Source organism: Arthrobacter sp. efr-133-R2A-63 (genome assembly GCF_030209795.1).
Taxonomy (GTDB): domain Bacteria; phylum Actinomycetota; class Actinomycetes; order Actinomycetales; family Micrococcaceae; genus Arthrobacter; species Arthrobacter bambusae_A.
Genome location: NZ_JARVRG010000005.1, coordinates 37,886 through 55,990, shown reverse-complemented (window position 1 = coordinate 55,990; position 18,105 = coordinate 37,886). Strand labels below are relative to the sequence as shown.

General features: G+C 64.0%; 15 protein-coding genes. 10 read left to right on the top strand and 5 right to left on the bottom strand.

The genetic code is table 11. The annotated features are described in order from the left end of the window. Window positions 1-120 precede the first annotated feature (120 nt). Window positions 121-2,190: a murein biosynthesis integral membrane protein MurJ gene (gene murJ / locus QRN45_RS02650; RefSeq protein WP_241707630.1), complete on the bottom strand. Its 2,070-nt coding sequence runs from the start codon at window positions 2,188-2,190 to the stop codon at window positions 121-123. A gap of 71 nt (window positions 2,191-2,261) precedes the next feature. After that, window positions 2,262-2,762 carry an NUDIX hydrolase gene (locus QRN45_RS02645; protein ID WP_241707707.1) on the bottom strand — a complete coding sequence of 167 codons (501 nt, stop codon included), beginning with the start codon at window positions 2,760-2,762 and terminating at the stop codon, window positions 2,262-2,264. Between the two features lie 216 nt (window positions 2,763-2,978). Here QRN45_RS02645 and QRN45_RS02640 point away from each other — a divergent pair, with 216 nt between their 5' ends. From QRN45_RS02640 to QRN45_RS02620, 5 genes are all read left to right on the top strand, one after another. Next, window positions 2,979-4,475, top strand: coding sequence for a CCA tRNA nucleotidyltransferase (locus tag QRN45_RS02640; protein ID WP_241707629.1), 1,497 nt, complete (start codon window positions 2,979-2,981; stop codon window positions 4,473-4,475). Between the two features lie 42 nt (window positions 4,476-4,517). Then, on the top strand, window positions 4,518-5,060 hold the full coding sequence (locus tag QRN45_RS02635; RefSeq protein WP_078107119.1) for a histidine phosphatase family protein: 543 nt from the start codon (window positions 4,518-4,520) through the stop codon (window positions 5,058-5,060). Window positions 5,061-5,639: 579 nt separating this feature from the next. Further along, window positions 5,640-5,780: a hypothetical protein gene (locus QRN45_RS02630; protein ID WP_171983456.1), complete on the top strand. Its 141-nt coding sequence runs from the start codon at window positions 5,640-5,642 to the stop codon at window positions 5,778-5,780. 147 nt (window positions 5,781-5,927) lie between these two features. Beyond that, window positions 5,928-7,499, top strand: coding sequence for a glycosyltransferase family 87 protein (locus tag QRN45_RS02625; protein ID WP_241707706.1), 1,572 nt, complete (start codon window positions 5,928-5,930; stop codon window positions 7,497-7,499). After that, window positions 7,492-8,937: a phytoene desaturase family protein gene (locus QRN45_RS02620; RefSeq protein WP_241707628.1), complete on the top strand. Its 1,446-nt coding sequence runs from the start codon at window positions 7,492-7,494 to the stop codon at window positions 8,935-8,937. The genes QRN45_RS02625 and QRN45_RS02620 overlap by 8 nt, the downstream gene beginning before the upstream one ends. Window positions 8,938-9,072: 135 nt before the next feature. Here the strand turns inward: QRN45_RS02620 and QRN45_RS02615 are convergent, their stop codons facing one another. Further along, complete coding sequence (locus QRN45_RS02615; protein WP_241707627.1) at window positions 9,073-9,678, bottom strand: NAD(P)-dependent oxidoreductase; 606 nt, start codon at window positions 9,676-9,678, stop codon at window positions 9,073-9,075. An 82-nt stretch (window positions 9,679-9,760) separates the two neighbouring features. On the opposite strand from QRN45_RS02615, the gene QRN45_RS02610 reads away from it, so the two are divergent. Beyond that, window positions 9,761-10,153 carry a winged helix-turn-helix transcriptional regulator gene (locus QRN45_RS02610; protein WP_241707626.1) on the top strand — a complete coding sequence of 131 codons (393 nt, stop codon included), beginning with the start codon at window positions 9,761-9,763 and terminating at the stop codon, window positions 10,151-10,153. A 71-nt stretch (window positions 10,154-10,224) separates the two neighbouring features. Here QRN45_RS02610 and QRN45_RS02605 read toward each other — a convergent pair whose 3' ends face one another. Beyond that, complete coding sequence (locus QRN45_RS02605; RefSeq protein WP_241707625.1) at window positions 10,225-10,923, bottom strand: ABC transporter ATP-binding protein; 699 nt, start codon at window positions 10,921-10,923, stop codon at window positions 10,225-10,227. 39 nt (window positions 10,924-10,962) lie between these two features. Continuing rightward, entirely contained in the window at window positions 10,963-12,054 is a 1,092-nt protein-coding gene (locus QRN45_RS02600) for an ABC transporter permease (protein ID WP_241707624.1), read from the bottom strand. Between the two features lie 194 nt (window positions 12,055-12,248). Between QRN45_RS02600 and QRN45_RS02595 the strand changes: the two genes are divergently transcribed. The 4 genes from QRN45_RS02595 to QRN45_RS02580 all read left to right on the top strand — a co-directional run bounded on the left by QRN45_RS02595 (window position 12,249) and on the right by QRN45_RS02580 (window position 18,082). Then, window positions 12,249-13,607 carry a sensor histidine kinase gene (locus tag QRN45_RS02595; RefSeq protein WP_241707623.1) on the top strand — a complete coding sequence of 453 codons (1,359 nt, stop codon included), beginning with the start codon at window positions 12,249-12,251 and terminating at the stop codon, window positions 13,605-13,607. Further along, window positions 13,604-14,260: a response regulator gene (locus QRN45_RS02590; RefSeq protein WP_284762379.1), complete on the top strand. Its 657-nt coding sequence runs from the start codon at window positions 13,604-13,606 to the stop codon at window positions 14,258-14,260. The genes QRN45_RS02595 and QRN45_RS02590 overlap by 4 nt, the downstream gene beginning before the upstream one ends. 201 nt (window positions 14,261-14,461) lie before the next feature. Continuing rightward, window positions 14,462-16,453: a penicillin-binding transpeptidase domain-containing protein gene (locus QRN45_RS02585; protein ID WP_241707622.1), complete on the top strand. Its 1,992-nt coding sequence runs from the start codon at window positions 14,462-14,464 to the stop codon at window positions 16,451-16,453. A gap of 348 nt (window positions 16,454-16,801) precedes the next feature. Beyond that, the gene (locus QRN45_RS02580; RefSeq protein WP_241707621.1) at window positions 16,802-18,082 is read left to right on the top strand and encodes an FAD-dependent oxidoreductase; all 1,281 of its coding nucleotides are present in this window, start codon (window positions 16,802-16,804) and stop codon (window positions 18,080-18,082) included. The last annotated feature ends 23 nt before the right edge of the window (window positions 18,083-18,105 follow it).

Genomic DNA, 18,105 nt, shown 5'->3' with positions numbered 1-18,105 from the left:
AAGCTGCGGGTCCTGAATACGGGATCCGGCCAGCCGGGTGACCCGTGGTCTGCAACTACCTGTATTAGTTTCTGATCCTAGCTGATTGGGCCGTTCCGGCTCCCGGTTTGCGCGGATCCGTCACCTTTTGCGGCGTGATCCACCGCGGAAATAGGGGTTGTTTCCCAGTGTTCCCTGATAGGTGCGGCGACCGGGCAACGGGATCCCTGGGCGGCCTGCGCCCCGTTGCGCGGTGCTGGGGAGGTCTTCATCGGGCAGGTATGACTTCTCGACGTCGGACCAGGCATCCACCTTGTCCTTGCCCTCCGCAATGGCTCCATCGGCATCGCGGTTGTCATCCCACCCGTCCTTCGAAGGCATGGTCTGCACGGCCGGACCGGCGCGGAAGGATGCTGCGTCGAACTCCCCCGAGATGCGCGGAATGAGTCCGGTGTCGTCGGAAACCGTGGCGCGGGCCGCCGTCGGGGTCTGCTCTCCACCCGCGGACGGTGCTTTCGCAACCGGAACGCCCCGGCCGAGCCGGCCAAGCACCGGACGGAGCAAATCGCGGAGCTCACTGACGTGGAAGACGCGCAGCAGGAAAAGGTATGCAAGCAGCATGACGGGCCCGACGACGACCACCGTCACCAATGCGGCAGGCCGGCTGCTCCAGGCGAAGCCGTCGGCGTGATAGCTGCCCAGGAGCCACAGTGCCACGGCGCCGGCGATCGCCGAGCCCAACGCGGCGTAGCCCATGCGGATGTACGAGTTTGCGATGCGCGGACCGTCCACGTGGCCGAGAAGTCGTCGCAGGAACCAGACGCTGATCACCACGGAAAGGATGTTTCCGAGGGTATACAGGACGGCGATCGCGAAGATGATCCGCCCGACCGGCAGGAACTGGATGATGAACGCGCCCACAACGTTGACCAGCGCAAGGATGAGCTGGATGTAGAAAGGGGTCCGGGCGTCTTCATTGGCGTAGAAGACACGCGACATCATGAAGTTGGCGCTCATGAACGGGGTGCTCAGCGCGAGGATCGTCAGCGTCTGGGCGAGCATGACGCCGTCCTGGGGTTTCCCGCCGGAGAAGAACATGCCCAGCGGTCCGGCGAGGGCGAACAGGGCCAGTGCCCCGAAGACAGTGGCGACGGCCATGGTCCGCAGCCCGTGCGACAGGGCTTCGCGCAGTTCGGCTTTGTTGCCCGCCTGGGAGGCATGGGCCATCCGGTTGAACAGCACAGTGGCGAGCGACAACGCAATGATCGAGTGCGGGAGCAGGTAGAGCTGGCTGGCGACTTCCAGGACCGCGTTACCCGGGAGAGTGGCGGCCGCCGGGTCTTGCGCATGCTCCAGCCGAAGCCGCTCGGAGCCGGGAATCGTGGCGATCCTCATGACGTAAAGGAACGCGAGCTGCCCGACGGCGGCGGTCAGGAGCGTCCACACGCTCAGTTTCGCTGCCTGGCCCAGTCCGACGCCCCTCCAGCCGAAGCGGGGCCGGAGCCCGAGCCGCAGGCGGATCACCGGGACAAGGAGTATGGCGGTCTGAGCGAGCACGCCGACAGTGGAGAGGCCGGCGATCAGGAACGTCTGGACTGGCCCCCAATTGTCCAAGGTGTGGGGGTTGGTGTTGTTGGCGCCGAGGATCCAGATGAACATGCCCAGTCCGGCGATGGCCACCACGTTGTTCAAAATGGGAGCCCACATCGCGGGGCCGAAGGCACCGTTGGCGTTGAGGACCTGGGTCAGCAGCGCATACAGACCGTAGAAGAAGATCTGCGGCAGGCAATAGAACGCGAAGGTTACGGCCAGCGATTTCTGCTGGGGTGAATAGCCCTGGGTGGTGAGGTCGATGACCATCGGCGCGGCCAGGGTGACCAGGGTGGTCAGCGTCAAGAGAACCAGCACAGCGAGGGTCAGGAGCCGGCTGATGTAGTCCGCGCCGCGGTCCGGACCCTTGCTGGCTTTGATGATCTGCGGGACCAGCACAGCGTTGAATACGCCACCGGCCACCAGGAGGAAGATCAGGTTCGGCAGGTTGTTGGCATTGATGAAGGTGTCGTTGACCGTCGATCCCAGGCCCAGTGCGGCGCCAAGCATCCAGGTTTTGGCGAAGCCGAGGAACCGTGAAACAAGCGTCCCTGCGGCCATGACGGCGCTGGAACGGGTTTCTCCGGACTGGGGTGACTGGGTTGTTTTGGCGGCAGACATTGTCATTATCGTCCCATGAGCCGGGCTGCCTGTTGCGTCAAACCGGCGTCCGCCGGAAGGAAAGGCCCGCGTTAGAGGTGTTCGGGCAGGACTTCCCGGGCGAGATCGGCGATGCGCCGCTCATTGGGAAAGGACAATTTGCGGGCCAATTCCTGGAGGGGAACCCACGCGGCATCGATGGCCTCTTGGTCGGGATCGTTCTCGATGGTCAGCTCCCCGCCCGTGGCGCGCAGGAGGAAATGGTGCACGGTTTTGTGGACGCGGTGCCCGCTCACGGTGAACCAATAGTCGATGCTGCCGAGCGGAGCGAGGACGTCGCCCTCGATTCCGGTTTCTTCAGCGATCTCGCGGACGGCTGCTTCCTCGTTGTTTTCCTTGCCCTCCGGATGCCCTTTCGGCAGGCACCACTCGAGCCGGCCACCCCTATTAAGGCGGGCGATGATCGCAACCCTTAGTTCGCCGTCGGACGTGTCTACGACGACGCCGCCGGCAGAGACTTCCTCCACCGTCGGAAGGGCGGCCTGGGCCGGGTGCGGAGCGGGCGCGACGTGGGCACCAATTGCCGACGGCAATGGTGCGTTCGTCCTCCTGCCAGGAGCACTCGGGATCGGGTTGGCCATGAAGTCCACTCTAACGACTCTTGCCCGTTGGTGATGACCGGGACATGGACTCACGGTGACGTGCGGATGGCGTGAGACCGTGATCCCGGTGTTGTTCCCACCCAATCGCAGCGCAATGACGAGGATCCGGTGTGATGGCGCGGTGAAATCTGACAAGCTTAAGGAACTATGGCGCAAGTATTGGACAGTTCTTCAGTTAATTTCCAGATGGATCCAGTGGTCCTGGACCTCGGTCGGCGTTTCGTGGACGCTGGATTCGAACTGTCGCTGGTTGGCGGGCCGGTGCGGGATCTCTTCCTCGGACGTGTCTCGCCGGACCTGGATTTCACCACTGACGCCTCTCCGGACCAGACCCTCTCGATCATCAAGAGGTGGGCCGACAATTTCTGGGAAATCGGACGCGCCTTTGGAACGATCGGGATGAAGAAGTCCGGCTTCCAGATCGAGATCACGACCTACCGCGCCGAGGCTTACGACGCCGATTCCCGCAAGCCCGCGGTGGCCTTTGGCTCGTCGCTCCTGGACGACCTCCTGCGCCGCGACTTCACCATCAACGCCATGGCGCTCCGGCTGCCGTCGCTGGAACTCGTGGATCCTTTCGGCGGGGTCCGCGACCTCCACGCCTCGGTCCTCGCCACCCCGGGAGCACCCGAAGCGTCATTCTCCGATGATCCCCTTCGCATGATGCGTGCTGCCCGTTTCGCCGCGCAGCTCGGCGTTGCCGTGCACGACGACGTCCGCCTCGCCATGTCCGGGATGGCCGAGCGGATCAAGATCATTTCCGCCGAACGCGTGCGCGAGGAACTCGTCAAGCTCATTAACGGTGCGCACCCGCGTGCGGGCATCGACCTCCTCGTGGAAACCGGACTTGCCGAATTCGTCCTCCCCGAGGTCTCCGCGCTGCGCCTTGAAGCCGATGAGCACCACCGGCACAAGGACGTCTACCAGCACTCCTTGCAGGTCCTGGAGCAGGCTGCGTCGCTTGAGACGGGCCCGGACGGCCCGGTGCCGGGTCCGGACTTTGTGTTGCGCTTCGCCGCGCTCATGCACGACGTCGGGAAGCCGGCGACGCGCCGTTTCGAACCGGGCGGCGCGGTGAGCTTCCGCCACCACGACATGGTGGGCTCCAAACTGACCGCAAAACGCATGAAGGCCCTGCGCTTCGACAACGACACCATCAAGGCCGTGGCGCGGCTCGTGGAGCTTCACATGCGTTTCTACGGTTACGGCGACGCCGGCTGGACCGATTCCGCCGTCCGCCGCTACGTCGCAGACGCCGGCCCCTTGCTGGAGCGCCTGCACCGGTTGACCCGGTCCGACGTCACCACGCGTAACCAGCGCAAGGCCGAGCGGCTCTCCTTTGCTTACGATGACCTTGAGCAACGGATCGAAGTCCTGGCCGAACAGGAATCGCTCAATGCCATCCGGCCGGACCTGGACGGAGCGCAGATCATGGATTTGCTGGGACTCAAGCCCGGACCCGTGGTTGGCCGCGCCTACAAGTTCCTCTTGGAGGAGCGCATGGAAAACGGTCCGCTGTCCCAGGAAGAGGCCGAGTCCAAGCTCCTGGGATGGTGGACCGGCCAACCCGAGTCCGCCGTCGAACTTTCATCGGAACCAGCCGTCGATGCCAAAGCAGGCACCGCCGAACCAGAGGAGTCCTAAGTGAACCCTGCAGCCAAACTCTCCCGGCCACAGCTCTGGATCATGCGTCACGGCGAGACCGAATGGTCCAAGAGCGGCCAATACACCGGTTTGACGGACCTTCCCTTGACGGTCGAGGGAGAGCAGCAGGCCGTGGAAGCGCGCAAAATCCTGGAAGGCATCGACTTCGACCTGGTCCTGACATCGCCGCTGCGCCGGGCCCGCCGTACCGCGGAATTGGCGGGCTTCCCCGACGCCGTTCATGAGCCGCTGGCTGTGGAGTGGAACTACGGCGATTACGAAGGCATCAGCTCGGATCTCATCCGCAAGGACAACCCGGATTACCTCATCTGGACCGACGGCGTTCCCAACGGCGAGACACTCGACTCTGTGGCGGCCCGGGCCGACAAGATCATTGCCCGCGTCCTCGAGTCCGGAATGGACAACGTCCTGATTGTCGCGCACGGCCATTTTTCCCGCATCCTCACGGCCCGTTGGCTCGAATTGGACGCGAGGGAAGGACGCCACTTTGTCTTGGGAACGGCCAAAGTTTGTACCTTGGGATGGGACAAGCGGACGCCGGCCATTCTCCGCTGGGGATTGTAAGAATTAATTTCTAAATTGTTTGTAATTGGCTGGTCAACAGTGCGATTCATGGTGTAACTTTATTTTTGATCCCAGAGCAATCTGCCGGGATTGAGGCGTGCGCTACCCAGTCAGTCATCTGCGGTAGCGCCAAAACAGAAAAGGAGGTTGGGAAAATGATTACTTTGACTAGCGGATGGAAGATGACCGTTGCTGGCACCCCGGCCTTCGCTGTTCGACGCCGTCCTGCGGCCTAACTTCTCCTGATTTCCTTCTTCCCCCTGATGTTTCAGGGCTGATCAAGGGGCAATCAGGCTCCGAGTTGGGCCTGCCATTGAGCGGTATCACGCGATTGACGTGGTGCGCAGTTTCCTCATAGTTCGGAACCAGCTTCTTGTTGGGGACGGCTGCCCCTGGATACCCCTATCGGAGTTCCATGCTCCGGTACGGACACGGTCGTTCGAGAAATCCGCTTAATCCACCCCTCATTGCCTGGCATTCACGCGCCTAATTCCGCCGCTGTTTTCTTCGAATTCAGGGGGCTTAATTGTCATGCCTGAATTCCGGCAATTCTCTTCAATAACGAAAGGAGGTGAACCCTTGGCCAAGCGCCTCAGGGACTTGATGGTCTTCAACAGCAAGCCCGTCGTCAAAGACAAGACCCTCTTCAACGGACAACTGTTGGATCAACGCCGGGAAGACGTCTACGTCGTCCTGCATCAAATGGGCATCATCCGCTGAGTGTCCCCACCACTGCACTACAGGAGGGACTGATGGCACACATCGGACCGTTCGCCCCGGAAGCCCGCGCGGCTACGCGTGGGCTTCCGCCCTTTAAAGCGGGGGCTTAGGGAGGAGCGCCCCGTGCCTGAAGGTAAGCTCGATTCCATGCAGGAGACAAAGCCGCACATCCAGCAAAAGCGTGCGCGCTTTGTGGTTCCCAGCCGTAGTGATTACTTGCTCAGGAACTTCACCGAGTTGATCGGGGGACCCCTCGGACGGCGGTCCTCCCCCGGGGCCATCTCCCCCGGATTCTTCACCGTGGAGCGGGTCCTGGTCATCCTCACGATCGTCGCCGCCATCGTGTCGATCATGATCAAGGGCTATTGCCGCGTCAACGGCTGGCACACCCCACAGCAGTTCTATGCCACCTGCTACTCGGATTTCCCCGAACTTTTCAGCAGCAGGGGCTTCGCCGACGGCGTCTTCCCGTTCCTTGATCCGAAAAGCATGTTCGAATATCCGGTGATCATCGGGCTGATAGCCGGTGCTACCGCACGGTTGGTCCCGGGCCATGGCGCCACCCCCGATCGGATCCTGGGCTACTTCGACGTGAACGCCACCCTGATTGCGGCCATGTGGATCGTGGTGGTTCTGGCTACCGCGCGCATCAATCGTCGCCGGCCTTGGGATGCGGCAATGGTGGCCCTCGCGCCCGGGATTGTCCTGGCCGGAGTCATTAATTGGGACATGTGGGCAGTTGCCATGCTCGCCGTGGGGATGTACTTCTTCTCGAAGGACCGTCTCGTCATGGCGGGCCTGTTCATCGGCCTCGGAACGGCCACCAAGCTTTATCCGCTGCTTATCCTCGGCGCGATCCTCCTGCTCGCCTTGCGAAGCGGCCGCCTGCGGGGCTTCTTTGTGACCACCGTGTCAGCCGCGGTCGCTTGGCTGGCAGTCAACGTCCCGATCGCGGCCATCAACCCAGCCGGTTGGCGCTACTTTTTCGATTACACCCGTGATCGCCCCGCGGGGTACAGCTCCTTGTGGTTCGCGTATAACCTCGTTGCCGAACGCCTCCGACTGGCCAAACTTGGCCCCGACGCCATCAATGCCTTGGCGATGGACATGTTCCTCCTTGCGTGCGTTCTGATTGCCGTATTGGCATTGGCGGCGCCGCGGCGCCCGCGGCTTGCCCAGTTGACCTTCCTGATCGTGGCAGCCTTCGTGCTGAGCAATAAGGTCTATTCCCCGCAATATGTGCTCTGGCTGGTGCCCTTGCTGGCATTGGCCAGACCCCGCTGGCTCGACTTCCTGGTCTGGCAGGCAGCTGAGGCGTTGCATTGGGCTGCCACCTGGATGTATCTGGGTCAGGTCAGTAGCGGCGGGGCGGCGCAGAACAACATCGATATGCCGTACTACGTCATGGCCGTGGTGCTGCATATGGCCGTAACGGCATATTTGATGTTGAGGGTTGCATGGGACATCTGGGATCCACACCTTGATCCCCTCCGGGTCCAGGGTGTGGACGATCCCCACGGTGGCCTGTTCGATGGCGCGAAGGATTGGTTTCGGGTGGACCTCAAGAATCCGACGGCCTCGGTGCTCCCCTGGCGGCGCGTTGAGGTGAACTCCGCTGAGGACCGTTCCGGGCGCGAGCCGCAATCCGGGCGCGACACCTCCGGAACTCCCCGCGACTCAGTGAGCTCCACGCAAGGCGACGGCGAACGCCATGGCTGAGGTCGCCGTCGTCGGCTCCGGACCGAACGGTTTGGCCGCCGCGGTAGTGATGGCCCGGGCGGGCCTGGCTGTCCGGGTGTACGAGGCCGCCGAGACGATCGGTGGTGGAACGCGGACGACTGAACTGCTGGAGCCGGGGCATATCCACGACGTCTGCTCCGCTGTGCACCCCATGGCGCTGGCTTCGCGTTTCTTCCGGGATTTTGAGCTCGAACGGCGTGTGGAGCTGCGTTTGCCGGAGGTCCAATACGGAACACCGCTCGACGGCGGCAGGGCAGTTCTCGCGTATCGCTCGCTGGAGCGGACGGCTTGTGAACTCGGGGCCGATGGAGCAGCATTTACCCGCCTCATGGGACCGTTGGTGGAGCATCTGGGCGGCGTTCTTGACGTGACGCAGAACCAGTTGCTGCGGATGCCGGCCCGTCCGATCGCCGCGCTACGCCTCGGCCTGGCAACCTTGGAGCAAGGTTCACCGTGGTGGAACCGGCGGTTCATCGGGGATGCGGCGCCCGCACTGCTGACAGGTGTGGCGGCGCATGCTTTGTCTCCCCTTCCTTCTCCCACAGCCGCAGGGGCGGGACTCCTCCTGGGTGCGCTGGCCCATGCCGGTGGCTGGCCCATTCCGGTTGGTGGATCCGTGGCCATAGCGGACGCGATGGTGCGGGACATCGAGGCCCACGGCGGAGTGGTCGAGACCGGTGTGCGGATCGATTCCTTGGAAGAGCTGCGTCCCGCGAAGGCCATCCTGCTGGATGTCGCACCACCAGGACTGCTGCGCATGGCGGGCGCCGCGCTTCCCGCCCGCTATAGGAAGTCGCTGGAAACATTCCGTTTTGGGAATGCGGCATGCAAGGTGGATTTCATCCTGTCCGGGCCGGTGCCTTGGACGGCTCCAGGTTTGGCCGACGCCGGGACGGTGCATGTGGGCGGCACGCGTGCCGCCATGGCGGAGGCCGAGAACCTTGTAGCTGCGGGCCGGCATCCCGCGAAGCCGTATGTCCTTGTGGCCCAGCCATCCATAGTGGATCCGGGGCGCGCTCCCGTAGGGCGGCACATTCTCTGGTCCTATTGTCATGTTCCCAAAGGTTCCACGGTGGACATGGCCGAGGCGATCATGTCCCGGATCGAGGAATTTGCGCCGGGTTTCCGCGACGTGGTGGTCGGCTGGAAGACGACAACGGCGGCGGGCTTGGCCGACTACAACGCGAACTACGTGGGTGGCGATTTTAGCGCGGGGACCATGGATATCCGAGGACTGGTACAGCGTCCCGTGCTCTCCTCAGTGCCGTGGCGGACGCCTCTGCCAGGGGTGTACCTGTGTTCCTCGTCTACGCCTCCAGGACCTGGAGTAACAGGAATGCCCGGGTACCATGCTGCTGAATATGCCCTGAAAGACATGTTCGGCCTGCCGATACCCGGGCTTGGCCTAGGCGCATGACCCCTGCGACGCCCGCTCACTTATGTCGCCAAAATCCGAAACGCTCGCTCACTTGCGTACAGGAGCGGCCCGCGTTTTCCGTCAGAGGTGAGCGGGTGTTGGTGAATGTGCCGTCATAGGTGAGCGGGCGTTGGGCTAGTTGGCTGCCGTGAAGCGTGCCCGGCGGTGGGCAGGAGTTTCGATTTCGTCCAGCATGGCCACAGCGTAGTCCTGGGTGGAGATGGTGTTGCCGGCCGGAGAATCCTTTGCAGTGGAGTAGTTCCCGGTGCGCTCACCCGGCTGGATGACCGGCGCAGGTGCGAGTACGGTCCAGTCCAGGCTCTCGGGAGCTTCCTTGACGGCGGCGAAAGCGGCCGCGGCCGTGGTTGCTTCGGCCTTGTATGCCTCAGGGAAGTCGGGCGAATCGAGGAGGCGGACGCCGTCGATCTCCAGGGTGCCTGCGCCGCCGACGATCATGAGACGTGTACCTTCCGCGTTGCTGTACGCGGTGTCCATTGCCGCCAGCCACTCCCCGTGGTCTCCGCCGGTGCGGCTGGGACCGGTGGCGAGGATGACGGCGTCGTGCTCTTTGGCGACCTCCGCGAAGCTCTGGCCATCAGCGAGGTCGGCGGCGAGGGCCTTCGCTCCAGCAACCTCCGAGCCCTTACGGGAGATCGCGGTGACTTCGTGGCCGCGGGTGAGGGATTCGTTGACGATCTGGCTTCCGACCATGCCTGTTGCGCCGTAAACTGCGATTTTCATGACTCTCCTTGGGTTGCTATTCTTGCGATATCAAAACAGTATCTAATTGATACTGATAGCTTCAAAGGAACTTAGTTACCTCATGGATACCAGCGACCTGCCAGCAAACATCCTCGACCCGGACTGCCCGTCGCGGGTGATCTTTCAACGCATCGGCGACAAGTGGGCTTCGTTGGTGGTCCAGGTCCTCGCGGACGGCCCGATCCGGTTCTCCGAGCTTCGCAAGATGGTCCATGTAGTGACGCCGAAGGTGCTCACCCAGACCCTTCGAACCCTGGAGCGGGACGGTCTCATCACCAGGACCGTCCACGCGCAGGTACCCCCTCGCGTCGACTATGAACTGACCGAGCTCGGAGCTTCCTTGCTGGAGCCCTTGACCCTTTTGCGTCTCTGGGCGGAGGATCACGTGCCCAGCATTCTCAAGGCCCGCGACGCCTATGACGATGCCCAGGACGAGGCCGTGATCCGGGACTGACCCTTCCGGCCTTCGCCAACTGGCTCGCAGTAAGTGTCGTTTTGAGGCCTCAGAACGACAACAAATGCGAGTCAGTTGGGTGTGCCGACAGGGACGCGCGCACTGAGGCGCCCGTCCCGCATAGTGGCGACGGAGTCGGTGAGCGGGAGGAACTCGGTGTCGTGCGTGACCATGACGGTCGCCGTCGCGAACTCGTCGGTGACTTGACGCAGTAGCCGCACGATCGATTCACTGCGTTCGTGATCCAATGCCGCGGTCGGCTCGTCGACAAGCAGCACCCGGGGTTGGCCCATGAGCGCCCTCGCGATGTTTACCCGCTGCCGCTGCCCTCCGGAGAGCTGGTGCGGCCTCTTGTTGAGCGAACTCCCGAGCCCGACGACGTCGAGCAGTTCCGTAGCGCGCTCACGTGCCGCTTTGGCAGGCTTTCCCCGGAAGTGGTCGCCGATGATCAACTGCTCGACGGCGGTCAGCGACGGCAGGAGGTTGGGTTGCTGGAAGATGATGCCCACTTTTTCCCGGCGCAGGGAAGTGAGTTCGGGGTCCTTGAGTCCAGTGGCATCCGTGCCGTCGATGATGACGAGCCCGGAACCCGGCCGAACGAGTGTTGCCGCCACGGCAAGAAGCGAGGACTTCCCGGAGCCCGACGGGCCCACGAGGGAAAAGAACTCGCCGGCGTCCACGCTGAGATCCACGGCGTCCAGGGCCTTGAGGGTGGAGTCTCCGTCCGGGTACTCCAGGGTGGCGTTGACGAGGTTCAGTACGGGGTTCATTGATATGCCTTTCATGGAATATTAGGTTTTGGCGTTGGCCTAGTTGCCGCCAAGGGCGATGAGCGGATCCACCTTGGTGATGCTGCGTACGGCCAGCGCCGCACCGCCAAGCCCGAGGATCACGATTCCGGCAATCGGGACGAGCGTCGTCAGTGGAGTCACGAGGAACGGGGCAGCCTTGGCAGCAAAGAAGCCGCCAACCACGCCAACGCCGCCGCCCAGTCCCGCCCCTGCGAGCAAAACGATTCCCGCTTGGACCAAGGCGTCGCGCACGACGTAGCCGGACGAAGCGCCCATGGCTTTGAGCACCGCGATATCGCGTGTGCGCTGCACAGTCCAGACGGTCAGGAACGCCACGATGACAAGCGCCGAGATACCGTAGAGGAAGGCCTGCATCAGCATGAGGGAGCCGTTTTCGCTCTTGTAGGAACCGAGGGCCTGGAACGAGCCACTAGGCGTGGCGCTCACCGTGCCGGCTGCTGCGTTGGCGGCGTCGGGGTCCACGGAGGCTCCGGCGTCGTAGGTCACCGCGAGGACCGTCCCAATCGATTCCCCGGCAGGAATATGTGCGAGCTTTTGCCACGTCGCCCGGGAAGTCCAGACAACCCCGGTGTGCGAATACCACTCATCCTGGGTAACGGCGGAAACCGTCAGGCTGGTACCGCCCACGGTCACGCTGCTCCCGGTACTCAGCGCGAGTTCCTTCGCCAAGGCCTCCCCGACCACCACCTCGCCGTCCCTGACCGCCACTGGCGAGATGCCGCCGTCGGCCCCGAAGACCGCGACGTTGGCAGTGCCGGCGGCATTATTGGAGGAATCGAGGGATTGGAACCGCGTCTGGGTGATACCCACCGCTTCGACAGAAGCAACACCCGGCTGGTTCCGCCAGGCTTCAAGCTGCTTGTTGGAGACTTCCGATTCCGTGTAGGAGGCCTTGGCCTCGCCCCCGGCTGGGGCGCCGAAGGCGATTTGCTGCGCCGGAAGGGCTGAGATGGCCGACGTGGACTGGTCACCGAGGCCCGCGGTCAGTCCGGAGAGCATGACGAGGAGGAGTGTGATGAGGGCGACGACGCTTCCCATGAGGGCGAAGCGGCCCTTGGCGAAGCGGATGTCGCGCACTGCGAGAAACATGGAATTCCTTTGGTTCGGAGGCGATTTTCTGGTCCTGCTTCAACTTTCCCGGCAGTTGGCGGCTGAAGCATCGTGAAGTGGATGGACCCATCCGATCGCCTTGGTTGACCGCGGGATCAACCGTTTGGTTGATTGGAGCCGAATACGGCGGAACCGGGGCAAAAGTGTCGGAGGGCGAGGCTACGCTGGAGGGCATGCAGGGAGACGATTCGCAGCAAGTCGCCGCGCCGCCTGCGCCGCGGCAGCAAACAGGTGACACGGCGCAGCCCAATGACACGCAGCCCATTGGTTCCGCCGTGATTTTGCGTGTCCTGCGCGTCAGCCTGCACGTCGGTTTTGCGGTGCTCTTGTTGGTGGCGGTCGTCAGGCTTGCAGTCGCGGGCCTTTCGCCTTTCGCCACCGGGGCAGGCCTCGGCCTGTCGCTGCTACTGACTGCTGTCTACCTCGCAGGGACGGTTCTCGAGAAGCGGCACGCCGGCCATTCCGAGCGTTTCAATCCGAAGCCATACGCGCGCTGGTGGCTCGCCGTCGTCGGATTCCTATGGCTGCTGCTCATGCTCATCAGTCCGGACTTCGCGTGGATAGCTTTCCCGCTGTTCTTCCTGCAGCTGCATATCCTGCCGCGGCGTTTCGCTCTTCCCGCGATCGCTGCCAGTACCGCGCTCCTGATCGCGGCGATGTGGTTCCATAACCGGGGTGCCGGGGCGGATGCCCTGCAACTTGCCATGGTCCTCGGGCCTGTTTTCGGGGCCGCCTTCGCGGTTGTCACCGGCCTGGCTTATCGGGCGCTTTACGTCGAGGCGGAGAACCAACGCCTTGCCGCCGAGGAATTGCGCCGAACCCGGGCCGAATTGGCACGAAGCCAACACGACGCCGGTGTGCTGGCAGAGCGCGAAAGGCTCGCCCGCGAAATCCACGACACCCTGGCGCAGGGATTCTCGAGCATCGTCCTGATGGGGCGCTCGGCGGAGAAGGCCCTCGACGCCGGTGACAACGCCGCGGCCCGCGACCGGCTCAGGACCGTCCGTGAGACAGCAGCCAGCAACCTGGCGGAGGCTCGCAACTTTGTCCGCGGTCTTGGATCCCCCGAACTGGATGAGTCTGAGCTGGCGGACACCCTGCGGCGCCTCTGCACCAAGACCGAGGCCGAGGCTTCCGCCCGGGGAGCCACGCTGCGCTGCCGCTTCGAGCTCCAAGGCACGCCGGTGCCGCTGCCCAACCCTTACCGGACCACCCTGTTGCGCGCGGCTCAGTCTTCCCTGGCGAACGTGTGGGCGCATGCCCAGGCGGGCGCCGCCGTCGTGACCCTTTCCTTCCTGGACGCCGAGGTGACCATGGATGTGTTCGACGACGGTGCGGGCTTTGATCCCGAAGCGGCGGCTGCCGCAGCAACCCGCGACGACGGAACCGGCGTCGGGCTCAAAAGCCTGCGCGAGCGGCTCGCTGCCCTCAACGGAACGCTCGACGTCGAGTCGGCTCCCGGGGAGGGGACCGTGGTGGCAATCCGGCTGCCGCTGGGGACCGGCAACGCAGCCCTGGAGGGGACCCCGTGACCACCATCAGGGTCCTGCTTGTTGACGATCATCCCGTGGTCCGCGCTGGGCTCCGGGCCATGCTTTCCGACTTCGAAGGCGTCCGCGTGGTGGCGGAAGCCTCCGACGGCACCGCCGCATTGGCGGAACTATCGAAGCTCCACACCCTCGGCGAACCCGTCGACGTGGTTCTCATGGACTTGCAAATGGGCTCGGGCATGGACGGCGTCACCGCCACGGGCAAGATCAAAGCCGGGGAAGCCGGGACTCCCCCGCCGCCGGTCCTGATCCTGACCACTTACGACAACGACGCCGACATCCTCGCCGCGGTAGAGGCCGGTGCCAGCGGATACATGCTTAAGGACGCGCCACCTGAGCAAATCCGGCAGGCCGTGGTGTCTGCGGCGGCGGGTCAGACGGCCCTTGCACCCGAGGTTGCCGCCCGGCTCATGGGGCGGATCCGCAATCCGGTGAACGCCTTGAGTGCCCGTGAAGTGCAACTCGTGGAGCTCCTCGCCACTGGGATGAGCAACCGTGCGATGGCGAGGCAACTCTTCATTTCCGAGGCAACGGTCAAGACCCATTTGGTGCACATTTACGGCAAGCTGGGCGTCGACAACCGGACCGCGGCCATCGCGGCGGCGACGCAGCGCAGGATCATCCGCAGTCAGTAGAGTCGGCGCGCGCACCCCGGGTGCCTCGCGGACCCAAATGACTGGCAGTAGGTGTCGTTCTGGGGGTCGAAAACGACACCTACTGCGCGTTACTTGGGGAAAGTGGCTACGCGCTGTTCTCGAACCCCTGAAGCATCACAAAAGCGCAACGTGCTGTGATTTGGATCATTCCTGTCGGTCCAAGAAGGCATAATGGCGCGAATGGGGAAAACTAAAAACATTGTCCTGGGGCTTGCCGCCCTGATGATTGCCGGGTCGCTGACCTCTTGCGATGACGGCCGCTCCGGGGCGGAGGGCGCGGCCAAGCAGCTCGCCTCCTCTTTGGCGGCGTTCGACGTCGGATCGCTCGCCGTTGACGGCAAGGATGCCTCGGCGGCAAACGAGCAGCTCAAAGCGGTGTTCGCGGCCCTTGATCCGGCCAAGCCTTCCGTTGAGAGCGGCGCGGTGACGCTCGACGGCGACAAAGCGTCCGTCCCGCTCAACTTCACATGGAAGATCGGGACCGCGGAGTGGAAGTACACCTCCCAGGCTGCACTGAAGAAGTCCGGCGACAAATGGGCGGTCCAATGGAATTCGGCACTCCTGGAGCCGGACCTTAAGGACGGCGAGGTCCTGGACAAGACCGTCAATTCGCCATCCAGGGCCGACATCCTCGGCGCAGGGGACGCGAAATTGGTCAGCTACCGTCCGGTGGTTCACGTGGGGATCGACAAGACAACGATTGGATCGGCCGATCCTGCAGCGTCCGCGGCGAAGCTCGCGCAACTGGTGGGCGTGGACGAAGGCGCGTATGTGAAACAGGTCCAGGCTTCCGGCCCGCAGGCCTTCGTCAGTGCCATCACGCTGCGCGAGGACGGCAGCCGGACGGTCACAGACCAGCAGATTGCCGCGATTCCCGGCGCCCGTGGCATCCGCGATTTTCTGCCTTTGGCACCAACCCGCACCTTCGCCCGCGCCGTCTTGGGGACCGCGGCCGAGGCAAGCGCCGAACAGATCCAAAAGTCCGGGGGCGCCCTCAAGGTGGGAGACACCGTCGGATCCGGTGGCCTGCAGGAGCAATATGACACTCAACTCCGAGGCCAGGACGGGGTCTCCATCAAAGCCCGGCCGCAAGGCATGACAGACGACCAGATCAAGGCAGCAAATCCGGATCCGCGCCGAGTGCTTTTTGCCGTCGATGCGAAGCCCGGCGACCCGTTGAAGACCACCCTGGATCCGCGCTTGCAGCAGCTCGCCGAAGACACCTTGGCCGGTGTTGGGCCGGCCTCGGCAATTGTGGCACTCCGTCCCTCCACCGGCGCCGTCCTCGCAGCGGCCTCCGGTCCCGGCAGCAACGGCTACAACACGGCCATGCTCGGCCAGTACGCGCCGGGGTCCACGTTCAAGATCGTCGATTCCCTCGCCTTGATCCGCAATGGAATGACGCCGGATTCCAAGGTTGAGTGCACGCCCACAATCACGGTGGATGGCCGGACCTTCAAGAACGCCGAAGGCTACCCGGCGTCGTCCCTGGGTTCTGTTGAATTGCGGGACGCTTTTGCGCATTCGTGCAACACGGCCTTCATCAGTTCCCGCGACAAAGTGAGCCAAGCCCAGCTCGAGTCTGCGGCAACCTCGCTGGGGGTGGCAGTCCAAGCCCCGAAGCTGGGGGCTGACGCCTTCCTGGGCTCCGTACCGGGAAACGCTGATGGCACCGAGCACGCAGCTTCGATGATCGGCCAGGGCAAAGTGCTTCTTTCGCCGCTCGCGGCGGCCATCATGGCAGCATCGGTGGCCCACGGCGCGCCGGTGTCGCCGCAACTCGTCCTGAACCCCGGCGCAGTCCCGCCCTCCGCAGGTGCCACGCCGACGCCGTCCGGCCCGCCGTCGTCGGCGTCCCCCGGTGCCTCGGAGTCCCCCATCGCGGCAGCGTCCGACAAACCGGTCACCCCGGCTGAGGCAGCCGCGCTGACCGACATGATGAGGGCGGTGGTGACCTCCGGCCATGCCGGTTTCCTGGCGTCAGTGCCAGGGGCGCCCGTTGGCGCGAAGACCGGAACGGCCGAATTCGGAAATGACAACCCGCCCAAGACTCACGCCTGGATCGTTGCAGTGCATGGAGACCTGGCGGTCGCAGTGTTCGTGGAAGACGGCGGCCTCGGTGCGACTACCAGCGGTCCGCTGCTCAAATCGTTCCTGACCGCCGCCGGCTGAACTCGCGGCCCGCAGACCGCTGGTGTTCGTCCTCTGGATGGACGTGTTCTCAGGCTGTCCCGCCGCGCCTTCTGCTGGAAGGTAAAGCCAAAGAGCAACAGCATCAAGGGGAACCCACGTCGACGCCGCAGCAAGGATTTCAGCCCCGCTTACCCACCACCGTCCGATCGCGCCCCCGTCAGCATGGGGCAGTTGCAGCGGCCCAGGAGGGAAAGATTCTCGGTTGGTAACGTGGCTCGGTATGTGAGCGGGCGTCGCAGCCTCTGGACACGACCGCGAGGCGGGTGCACACTTAATTCAACGCTTGTTGAATTAGTTGCGGAATGAAGTTCAACTCCGGGAGTGGCCATGGACCAGCCTGAAAGCACCACATGCGTCATCGCGGGCGGGGGACCCGCCGGGGTGATGCTCGGACTCCTCTTGGCGCGGGCCGGCGTCGAGGTCACGATCCTTGAAAAGCACGCCGACTTCCTGCGCGACTTCCGCGGCGACACCGTCCATGCCTCCACCATCCGACTGTTGGATGAGCTTGGGCTGGGCGAAGGATTCCGGGCCTTGCCCCAAAGCAAGCTCGGCAATTTCAAACTCCCCACGGGCGGCAAGGAGGTCACCCTGGCCGACTTCGACCGCCTCAAGCCACCCTACGATTACGTAGCCATGGTTCCGCAGTGGGACCTCCTGAACTTCCTGGTGGACGCCGCACAGCAAGAGCCGGAGTTCACGCTCCGGATGAACACCGAGGCCACGGATCTGCTGTACGACGACGGCGGGAAAGTCGCCGGGGTGGCGTACCGCACCCGGGACGCGGCGTCCGGCGTCGAAATCGGAACGGGGGAGCTTCGCGCGACGTTGACGGTGGCATGTGACGGCCGCAGCTCGGTGCTCCGGCAGAAGGCGGGCCTCGTCCCCCGTGAGTTCCCCGTGCCGTTCGACACGTGGTGGTTCAGGCTGTCCCGGCGTGCGGATGAACAGGAACAGTTGGCTTCGATCGTGCCCCGCTTCTCCGGCGTCGATGTGCTCCTCAGCCTGACCCGCAAGGACTTCTACCAGATCGCCTATATCGCGGAGAAGGGCAAGGATCCGAAATTGCGGGCCGAAGGGGTGGAGAGTTTCCGTGCACGCGTGGCCCGCATCCGCCCGGACCTGGCGGACCGCGTGGACGAAATCAGGTCCATGGACGATCTCCATTTGCTCGACGTGAAGCTCAACCGGATCAAGCCATGGCACAAACCCGGGCTGCTCCTCATCGGAGACGCGGCCCACGCCATGTCGCCCGCAGGCGGTGTGGGGATCAACCTGGCCATCCAGGACGCAGTCGCGGCAGCCCAGCGCCTTGCCCGCCCTTTGCTTCAGGGCACCCTGGGCGAAGCCGACCTGGCCTCGGTGCAGAAGCGGCGATGGTTCCCCACGGTGGTGATCCAGAATGTTCAGCTCCTCATCCAGAAAGCCGTTTTCGGCCCCGCAGTGAAAGGCCAGTTGATGGGCCCGCCCAGTCCGGTGGTCTTTATCGCCCGCCACGTGCCGTGGTTCCGGAAACTTCCAGCCCTCATGATCGCTTTCGGGCCGCGGCCGGAACACGCCCCGGACTTTGCGCGCCGGAAGGCCGCCGCGAACCGGAAATCGCTGTGAACAGAGGGCGGCGGCCCGGACGC